General features: G+C 70.3%; 7 protein-coding genes. 4 read left to right on the top strand and 3 right to left on the bottom strand.

Annotated elements, in window-relative coordinates; translation table 11 throughout:
- Positions 1-103 precede the first annotated feature (103 nt).
- Complete coding sequence (locus ACGFH6_RS21550) at positions 104-613, top strand: WhiB family transcriptional regulator (protein ID WP_393386424.1); 510 nt, start codon at positions 104-106, stop codon at positions 611-613.
- A gap of 138 nt (positions 614-751) precedes the next feature.
- Here ACGFH6_RS21550 and ACGFH6_RS21545 read toward each other — a convergent pair whose 3' ends face one another.
- A complete protein-coding gene (locus tag ACGFH6_RS21545) occupies positions 752-1,561 on the bottom strand; it encodes an HAD family hydrolase (protein WP_393386422.1) in 810 nt (269 codons plus the stop codon).
- Positions 1,558-2,832, bottom strand: a complete 1,275-nt coding sequence (gene serS / locus ACGFH6_RS21540; RefSeq protein ID WP_393386419.1) for a serine--tRNA ligase — start codon at positions 2,830-2,832, stop codon at positions 1,558-1,560. The genes ACGFH6_RS21545 and serS overlap by 4 nt, the downstream gene beginning before the upstream one ends.
- Positions 2,833-2,926: 94 nt before the next feature.
- On the opposite strand from serS, the gene ACGFH6_RS21535 reads away from it, so the two are divergent.
- A complete protein-coding gene (locus ACGFH6_RS21535) occupies positions 2,927-4,519 on the top strand; it encodes a diacylglycerol kinase family protein (protein WP_393386416.1) in 1,593 nt (530 codons plus the stop codon).
- A 161-nt stretch (positions 4,520-4,680) separates the two neighbouring features.
- On the opposite strand, the gene ACGFH6_RS21530 is transcribed toward ACGFH6_RS21535, so the two are convergent.
- A complete protein-coding gene (locus tag ACGFH6_RS21530) occupies positions 4,681-5,175 on the bottom strand; it encodes a DUF4446 family protein (protein ID WP_393386413.1) in 495 nt (164 codons plus the stop codon).
- A gap of 124 nt (positions 5,176-5,299) precedes the next feature.
- On the opposite strand from ACGFH6_RS21530, the gene larB reads away from it, so the two are divergent.
- Together larB and larC are read left to right on the top strand one after the other, a co-directional pair.
- A complete protein-coding gene (larB, locus tag ACGFH6_RS21525; protein ID WP_393386410.1) occupies positions 5,300-6,019 on the top strand; it encodes a nickel pincer cofactor biosynthesis protein LarB in 720 nt (239 codons plus the stop codon).
- Entirely contained in the window at positions 6,016-7,272 is a 1,257-nt protein-coding gene (gene larC, locus ACGFH6_RS21520; RefSeq protein WP_393386408.1) for a nickel pincer cofactor biosynthesis protein LarC, read from the top strand. The genes larB and larC overlap by 4 nt, the downstream gene beginning before the upstream one ends.
- Positions 7,273-7,274 lie beyond the last annotated feature (2 nt).

The following is a 7,274-nucleotide window of genomic DNA, read 5'->3' as shown; positions in this document are numbered from 1 at the left end:
CCGGGGGGGCACTAGCGCCCGAGCGGCTGTGGACATATCTTCCACCACGGAAGGGGCAACGACCGGATGCATCGCCCGGTCGGACATCTTCCAGCACCGCTTGATGGAAGAGCCGCCGCCCGCATCCGCCACCCGCCGCACCCGCGAGCGGTACGAACAGCTCGTCCGCGAGGCCAAGACCCTCTGTGCCTCGTGCCCACTGTTCACCGACTGCTTGTACAGCGCAGTTGCCGAACACGATGTGAGCGGTTTCGTCGCCGGAACCACTGCCGCACAACGCCGTTCGATGCGGAACCTGCTCGACGTCGAGGTGCAGGCCGACGACTTCGACCAGCTCGCCGGGGCCCGCGGCACCCGCCGGCCGGTCAGCCACGAAGAGGTGCTGCGGCTGCGTACGCAGTACCCCAACGACAGCCTGGAGTCCCTGGCCATGCGACTGGGATGCTCGCTGTCGACGGTCAAGCGCCACCTGCGCCGCGCTCGCCGCGGCCAGAGCCCGGCCGCCAAGACGCCGCGCCCGCGCCCGCAGGTCAGCGCCGTGCTCGACGCCTTCGACACGGTGGTCGACCAGCAGCTCCAGCCGCGCCGGACCGGCGGTAGCCGAGTCGCCTGATCCGGTCTTCGGCCCGCCAGCGGACGATCGGACACTGAACGCGAAGGCCCGGAAACCCTGTGTGCACAGGGTTTCCGGGCCTTTCGGTTGCTGACAGCAAGTTGAGCTTGTCAAGCCTTTCGATGCTGGTCGAAAGGCTCAGAACCAGCGGTTGAGGATCGCCGCGACGCCGTCGTCCTGCACCGACTTCGTCACCTCGTCGGCGGCCACCTTCACCTCGTCCGGCGCCGACCCCATCGCGATCCCGCGGCCGGCGTACGTCAGCATCTCGATGTCGTTGCGTCCGTCGCCGATCGCGAGCAGGCCGTCCGGCTCCAGCCCAAGCTGCGCCAGCGCCACCTTCAGCCCGGTCGACTTGTCCACGCCTTCCGGCGCGATGTCGAGCCACGCGGTCCAGCCGACGAAGTAGCTGACGCCGTGCAGACCGAGCCGTTCGGCGAGCTGGACGAAGTCCGCCTCGGACTGCTCCGGGTCGCGGATGATCAACCGGGTCACGGGTTCCGGCGCCAGCTCATCGGCTCCGACCACCCGGATCTTCGCGCCGACCCCGAGGTCGCCGTCCGGGAACGGCGCGGTGACCAGGTAGCTGCCGTCGTGCTCCTCGACCGCCATCCGGGCGTTCGGCGCGTACTTGCGCACCGATGCGATCACCGTCGTCGGGTCGAACGTCCGCTCGTCCACCACGCGGCCGTCCGGGTACTGGAGTGTGCGCGCACCGTTGCTACAGACAACGAATCCGCCGGTAGGCAGGCCGAACCGCTCCGCCACCGGCCGGGTGGTCGACCAGGCCCGGCCGGTCGCCAGGATCACCGGAACCTGGGCGGCCGTCCGCCGGACCGCGTCCACGACCGCCTCGGACAACTGTTCGTCGTGGTCGATCAACGTGCCATCGATGTCCAGGGCAACTACTGTCGGCGCGGCGGCCACGGGCCGCGGGCCGTTGGTCATCTGCCAACCGGTTCGAGGACCTCGCGGCCGCCCAGGAACGGGCGCAGGGCGGTCGGCACCCGGACCGAGCCGTCGGCCAGCTGGTGCGTCTCCAGAATGGCGACGATCCAGCGGGTGGTGGCCAGCGTCCCGTTCAGCGTCGCGACCGGCTGCGTCTTGCCGTCGGCGTCGCGGTGCCGGATGTTCAGCCGGCGGGCCTGGAAGTCGGTGCAGTTCGACGTCGAGGTCACCTCGCGGTACCGGCCCTGCGTCGGCACCCACGCCTCGCAGTCGAACTTCCGGTACGCCGAGACGCCGAGGTCACCGGTCGCGGTGTCGATCACCCGGTAGCTCAGCTCCATCTTGTCGAGCATCTCCTTCTCCCAGCCGAGCAGCCGCTGGTGCTCGTCGGCGGCTTCGTCCAGGCTGCAGTAGGAGAACATCTCGACCTTGTCGAACTGGTGGACACGGATGATCCCGCGGGTGTCCTTCCCGTGCGACCCGGCTTCCTTGCGGTAGCACGACGACCAGCCGGCGTACCGCTTCGGGCCGTCGGACAGGTCGAGGATCTCGTCCATGTGGTAGCCGGCCAGCGCGACCTCCGACGTACCGGTCAGGTAGAGCTCGGGGTCGTCGAGGCGGTAGACGTCGTCGTGCGCCGACAGGTAGCCGGTGCCGCCCATCACCTCGGGCTTGACCAGCGTCGGCGTGATCATCGGGGTGAAGCCGGCCTCGACCGCCTGCTGGATCGCCAGCTGCAGCATGCCGAGCTGGAGCAGCATGCCGGCGCCCTTGAGGAAGTAGAACCGCGAACCGGAGATCTTCGCGCCGCGTTCCATGTCGATCGCGCCGAGCAACTCGCCCAGCTCGAGGTGGTCGCGGGGCTCGAAGCCCTCGGCGGCGAAGTCGCGCGGCTTGCCGACCTCCTCGACCACGACGAAGTCGTCCTCGCCGCCGACCGGGGCCTCGTCGGAGACCAGGTTCGGCAGGGCGCGGGCGAGCTCGTCGAAGCGGTTCCCGGCCTCGTTCGCGGCGGCCTCGTTCGCCTTCACCTCGGCGGCCAGCGTCTTGGTGCGCTCCAGCAGCGCGGCCCGCTCGTCTCCCTTGGCCTGGGCGACCTGCTTGCCGAGGCCCTTCTGCTCGGCCCGGAGCGCCTCGAAGGCGGAGATGGACGATCGACGCTCACTGTCGGCGACCAGAATCTGGTCGACCAGGTCCGTACTCTCACCGCGCTTGGTCAGGGCCGCGCGCACGATATCGGGGTTCTCACGGAGCAGTTTCGCGTCAATCACACGACGAGGGTATCGGGGCGTGTCAGAACCGGCGAAGTCTATTCGGGATGATGTGGTGGCAACACGTGATCATCGAGGGGGATTTGAGCGGGTCATGAGCCACCATCCACCCACTCCCGTCGGCCGTGCGCTGACGGTTGTCCTGGGTGCGCTCCCGTTCATCGTGATCACCCTGCTCGTGGCCGGTGACTGGCCGCCACTGCTGCGCTGGGACGAGTCCACCGCCGCCCGGGCCGCCGCGTACGGCGCCGCCCACGAGAGCATGGTCGACGTCTGGCAGGTGGTCGGCGCGGTGGTTCTGCCGTGGACCTCGCGGGCAGTGCTCGTGGTCGTGGCGGCGTACCTCTGGCACCGCCGGGCTCGCCTGCTCACGGTCTGGCTGCTGACCTCCGCCGTCGCCGAACTGGTGCTGGTCCAGGTGTTCAAGGCGCTGGTCGAGCGGCCCCGGCCGATGCCGATGCTGGCCGACGCCGGGGGCTTCTCGTACGTGTCCGGTCACGCGACCGCCGCGTTCGTGATGGCCGGCGCGCTCGGCGTCGTCCTGCCCTCGGTGCGCGGGTGGCGGCGACGGTTCCGCCTGCTGGTGCTGCTGCCGGTCATCGCGGTGGTGTGGATCGCGTCCGCGGATCGGATCGCGCTGAACGTGCAGTTCGTGTCGGACATCCTGGGCGGCTGGGCACTCGGCCTGGCGATCCTGACCGCCACCTCGATCGGCTTCGGGCTGCGGCCGGGGCTCCGGCGACGCAGGCGTCGTACCCCGTCGGACAGCGACGGTACGACGACCCCGCCGCGGGCCGCCGTGATCGTGAACCCGATCAAGGTCGGCGACGGGGTGGCGTTCCGCCGAAAGGTGACCCGGGCGCTGGCGGTCCGCGGGTTCGACGACCCGCTATGGCTGGAGACGCGGGTGGACGACGCCGGCAACGCGATGGCCAAGCGGGCGATCGAGAACGAGTCGGACCTGGTTCTGGTGGCCGGCGGCGACGGGACGGTCCGGGTGGTCTGCGCCGCGCTGGCGTACACCGGCATACCGGTCGGGGTGATCCCGGCCGGCACCGGCAACCTGCTGGCCCGGAACCTGCACATCCCGCTCGACCTGGACGACGCGCTGGAGCGGATCCTGGAAGGCCGCGAGCGGCGGATCGATCTGGTCAAGGTCCATGGTGACGAACTCGACACCGACCGGTTCGCGGTGATGGCCGGGCTCGGGCTGGACGCGGCGATCATCTCCGGTGCACCGCCGCATCTGAAGGCACAGATCGGCTGGACGGCGTACCTGGTGTCGGCGGCGAAGAACATCAACCACCCGTCGGTGCGGGTGCAGCTCACGCTCGACGACGAGGAGCCGATCGAGCGGCGGGTGCGCACGGTGGTGATCGGGAACGTCGGAATGCTGCAGGCGAACATCCCGTTGCTCCCGGACGCCCGGCCGGACGACGGCCTGCTCGATGTGGTGGTGATCGCGCCGCGGCGGGTGACGCAGTGGCCGATCGTGCTCTGGCGGCTGATGACGCGGACGAACCGGACGGACATGTACCTGGAGCGGTTCACCGGGCGGAAGGTGGAGATCACCGCGGCGGTCGACGTTGAGCGGCAGTTGGACGGCGATCCGATCGGCCCCGGCCGGTCCCTGACCGCCGAGATCGAGCCCGGCGCACTGCTCGCCCGCGTCCCGAAACGCCGCTGACGCGCCACGCACCCCGCCCCGCCGCCCCCGCGCGGTGGGTTGACCCACGAGAGTGTGGGTTGGCCACCGGCGTGCGGTTGGCCAACCCACAGGGTGATGGGTCAGCCCACCAGAAGGGAGGGGAGGGAGGGGGCGGCGCTGGGGTGGGTGGGCGTGGGAACCTAGTCCTCGACGGTGGGGCCGGATTCCTTGCGGAGGGTGTCGATCGCTTCTTCCTCTTCCGGCGACAGCTTCGCCTCGCTCGCGAACGCCTTGATCTCCTTGGCGTACGTCCGCGCGTCCGCCCGGCTGTTGATCGACGTCAGTACGACGCCGTCGCCCTGGTCGTCGAGCAACGCCATCGACCAGGACAGCTTGCCGCCGGTGTCGCCGAACGCGTCGTACCGGACCACGGCGAGGTGCTGCAGCGTCTCCCGCAGCTCCCCACGGGTCACCTCGAGCTCCTTGCCCAGCTTCTTGAGCTCGGACCGGACCGTGCCCTGCTTGGCCTCCGGCTGCTGCGGCTGAGGTTCGGCCTCCGGGGCCGGTGTGGCGGGCAGCTTGGACGATCTGGACGTACCGGACTGCGTTCGGAGGGCCTGGATGGCGAACACCAGGGCGAGCACCGCCACGAACAGGGCGGCGATCCCGATAGCACCGGCTAACGTCGAAGACACGCACGAGAGCCTAAGGCATCGGGCGGTATGTCTGAGTACTCAGGCGGTTGCGGAGAGTGCGTGGCGTGGGCTCATCGGTGGACCGGACGAGGTACCACGGCCGGGCGCCACGTAGATTCACGGCGTGACACATTTGCCTGATCAAGGTCCACAACCGGGCGTCCACGACCTCGGATACGCACGGCTCGACACCGACCGGCTGGAACGCACCGGCGACGCCGAGGTGGTCTACGGAGCCGGCAAGACGCCTGCCCAGATAGTGGAACTGCTGCGGACGCTGCACGAGACCCACCCGGATCACGCCGTACTCGCGACCCGGCTGAGCGAGGAAGCCCAGGCGGCGGTCGCCGCGGCGCATCCGTCCGCGGTGGTCGACCCGGTCGGCCGTACGGCGGTCCTCGGTACGCCGCCCGTCCTGCGCGGCACCGTGGCGGTGGTGTCGGCGGGTACGTCGGATGCGCCGGTGGCGGCCGAGGCGGCAACGACGGCCCGGGTGTTCGGGGCCGAGGTCGACCTCATCACCGACGTCGGTGTGGCCGGGCTGCACCGCGTGATGGGTGTTCGGGAACGGCTCGACGCGGCCGACTGCCTGGTGGTGGTGGCCGGCATGGAGGGCGCGCTGGCCAGTGTCGTCGGCGGACTCGTCGGCGTACCGCTGGTCGCCGTACCGACGTCGGTCGGGTACGGCGCCTCCTTCGGTGGGGTGGCGGCGTTGCTGGCGATGCTGAACTCGTGTGCGCCCGGTGTGTCCGTGGTGAACATCGACAACGGTTTCGGGGCCGGTGTGTTCGCGGCCCGAGTGGCGCGGCGTGCGGCTCCGCGCGAAGCGAAGGAGCAGTCGTGAGGATTGCCTGGATCGACTGCTCGGCCGGCGCGTCCGGCGACATGCTCCTAGGAGCGTTCCTGGATGCCGGCGCCGACCTCGGCGTGGTCAACACCGCGGTCGCCGCGGTGGACCCGTCCCTCTCGGTGACGCTCGAACGCACCGCCCGCCACCAGATAGCCGCCGCCAAAGCCACTGTCCGCGTCGACGGCACACCCCACCCAGAGAACACCCCGGCCGGCCACGGACATGGCCACGGCCACGGCCACGGCCACGAGGAGCCGGCTGGTGAGGGACATCAGCACACTCGGCCTTGGGCGGAGGTGCGACGGATGCTTCAGGAGGCCGCGCTCGATGGGGCGGTTCGGGATCGGGCGTTGGACACGTTTGCCCGACTCGCCCGGGCCGAGGCGGCAGCGCACGGGGTGACTCCCGATGAGGTGCACTTCCACGAGGTCGGGGCGTTGGACGCGATCGCGGACATCGTCGGCGTCGCGGCGGCTTCGGTCTCCCTCGAGATCGATCGCGTGGTGGTGTCGACGATCGCGCTCGGCGGTGGGCGGCAGGCGCGCGGGCAACACGGCGGCATCCCGATTCCGGGTCCGGCGGTGCTCCACCTGTTGTCCGAGGCCGACGCACCGGTGATCGGCGGGACAGCGCCGTACGAGATGACGACGCCGACCGGCGCGGCGCTGCTGGCGTCACTCGCGGACGAGTTCGGGCTGTTGCCGGCGATGCGGATCGAGCAGACCGGCGTGGGCGCGGGCGGCCGCGACCCGGTCGAAGTACCGAACCTCGTCCGCGTGGTGGTGGGTGAGGCGATCGACGGCCAGTCCACCGAACTCGTCTATGAGACGAACGTCGACGACCTGGACCCGCGGATCTGGCCGCAGGTGCTCGCCCGGCTGATGGAGGCCGGCGCGGCCGACGCGTGGCTGACCCCGATCCTGATGAAGAAGGGCCGTCCGGCGCACACCCTGTCGGTCCTGGTCGGCAGCGCGAACGCCGAAGTGGTCCGCTCCGTGATCCTGGCCGAGACCTCGGCGATCGGGCTACGCGAGTTCGCGATCCGCAAGCACGCGGCAGACCGCGAGTTCGCCAGCGTGGACGTCGACGGCCAGCGCATCCGCGTCAAGATCGCCCGGTACGGCGGGCAGGTGGTCAACGTCCAGCCGGAGTACGAGGACGTGGCCGCCGCCGCGTCGAATCTCAAGAAGCCTGTCAAAACCGTGCTGGCCAAGGCGATCGCGGCCGGCCACGACCTCTGGAGCTGAGG

The organism is Kribbella sp. NPDC049227 (genome assembly GCF_043197265.1).
Classification (GTDB): domain Bacteria; phylum Actinomycetota; class Actinomycetes; order Propionibacteriales; family Kribbellaceae; genus Kribbella.
Note: the sequence above shows the minus strand (reverse complement) of the source record. Positions and strands in the feature narration are given on the sequence as shown.